At 71.9% G+C, this 1,613-nt stretch carries 1 protein-coding gene and 1 pseudogene; one reads left to right on the top strand and one right to left on the bottom strand.

Annotated features, from left to right (window positions below):
- Positions 1-278, bottom strand: a pseudogene (locus AB0F10_RS45520) (hypothetical protein); the annotation flags it as partial.
- 577 nt (positions 279-855) lie between these two features.
- Here AB0F10_RS45520 and AB0F10_RS45515 point away from each other — a divergent pair.
- On the top strand, positions 856-1,613 hold a 758-nt coding region (locus AB0F10_RS45515; protein ID WP_360640838.1), incomplete at its 3' end, for a hypothetical protein.

The following is a 1,613-nucleotide window of genomic DNA, read 5'->3' as shown; positions in this document are numbered from 1 at the left end:
GCCGCAGCGAGCGGCGGCCCCGGCCCTGGCATCGGCCCGGGCGCCGGCACCAATCCGGCACCCACGAGCATCTCGGTCGCCGGTCTGCCTGTCACCGCAGGCAGGGCACCCCTCATGGCAGGCGCTGCCACCTCGGACATCACTTCGGCGGCAATGGACAGCATCACCGGCACCGGCACCGGCACCGGCACCGGCACCGGCACCGGCGGTGCCGATGCGGCCCGTGTCACGACCGGTGGCAGCGCCTCGGTGGTCGTGGCCGGGGTGCGCCATAGCATCGCCGTCCGGTTCTCGGGCGGGGCCTACGGCGCTACTTCTACTGCGGTCGGGTCCCGGTGGGTTTTTCCTGAATTCGGGTGGCCGCTGCGAGGCGGTGGGCGCGGTGACACTCGGCCATTGCGAATATTTCCGGGTCCGTTACCGTCGCCGTGCGAACGCAAGCCCAGAGCCAAATAAAATTGTTGCCCGCCATGCCGATATTCGACACGCCCACGCGGTGGGTGAAATGCATCGCTGCCCGGCGGGCAGTATCTGCCGCTACACGGTGGATGTTATGGGAAGGGGGCCGGTCCGCCGCAATCGTGCGCCACCGGAATGCGGACTATTCGGGGCCGAGATTTGCCGATGCGACATACGCGCTCACGTCTGCCGCGGGAGCGCGGGCCGGCGCCACGGTTGGGCGTTATCGCCCTGACCCGCACCTTCGCGACCGGTCGCCGTGATCAGGCCGGCTCGGGTGTTCCAAGCCGATGTCGTTGTCGAGGTCCGCCAGGGCGATGGCCGCGATTTCAGCTGACCGGCTCCGATGTGTGCTCGGTTGACCTCATCCTCGGTTCAGGTTGCAGGCTGGTGAGCATGGCGGATTCAGAGCTCGACGAGGTTTACGAACGCGTCCAGAAGACCGGGCCGGAGCGTGACGGCTGGCTTTCGAACCATGCGCCGATGGCGGCGGAGGCGATGGTGCGTCATGGCTACGCGCGGGGCGTGCACCGGTGGGTGGACGACTACTGGGACCGGCTCGAGGAACGGCCGCGCGGAATCTCGCCGATCTCGGCCCCCGAGTGGCGCGACCCGCTCGGCGATCCAGTCCGGACCGGTGACTGGCTGAGTTACTTCGGCCGCGAGCTGGCCGCCGATCCCTGGCGGGTGGTGCTGGCCCGCTGGTGGCCCCGGCTGCTGCCCGGCATCGCGGCCGGTGCCACGCACGGAGTGATCCGTACCGGGCACGCGGTCCGTGCCCTGCTCGACGCCGAGACCGGCCCGCGGGTCGGTGAGCTCGGCCAGGGGCTGGCCTACTGGGCGGCGCGCTGGCAACCCCTGGCCCCGCCCGGCGCCGGGCCGTACCCGCGCACGGATCCCCGGACCGCGCTGGACGGCGTGCCGCGCGTACCCGATCAGCGGTTCGGAATCCGCGCCCGGCTGGCGCAGCTCGCCGACCTGCGCCGGTGGCCCGAGGTCGCCGGCGCGGTGCCCGGCGCGCCGGGCAGCGACGCCGCCGAGCGGCTGGCGGCGATCGTGGACGCGGCCGTGCGGCAGCACAGCAGGTACGGCCACGGCAGCCCGGTCATGCTGGTCCACGCGGCCACCGCCCCGAACGCCGTCCTGCTCGCGCT

Source organism: Actinoplanes sp. NPDC026623 (assembly GCF_040638275.1).
GTDB lineage: Bacteria > Actinomycetota > Actinomycetes > Mycobacteriales > Micromonosporaceae > Actinoplanes.
Note: the sequence above shows the minus strand (reverse complement) of the source record. Positions and strands in the feature narration are given on the sequence as shown.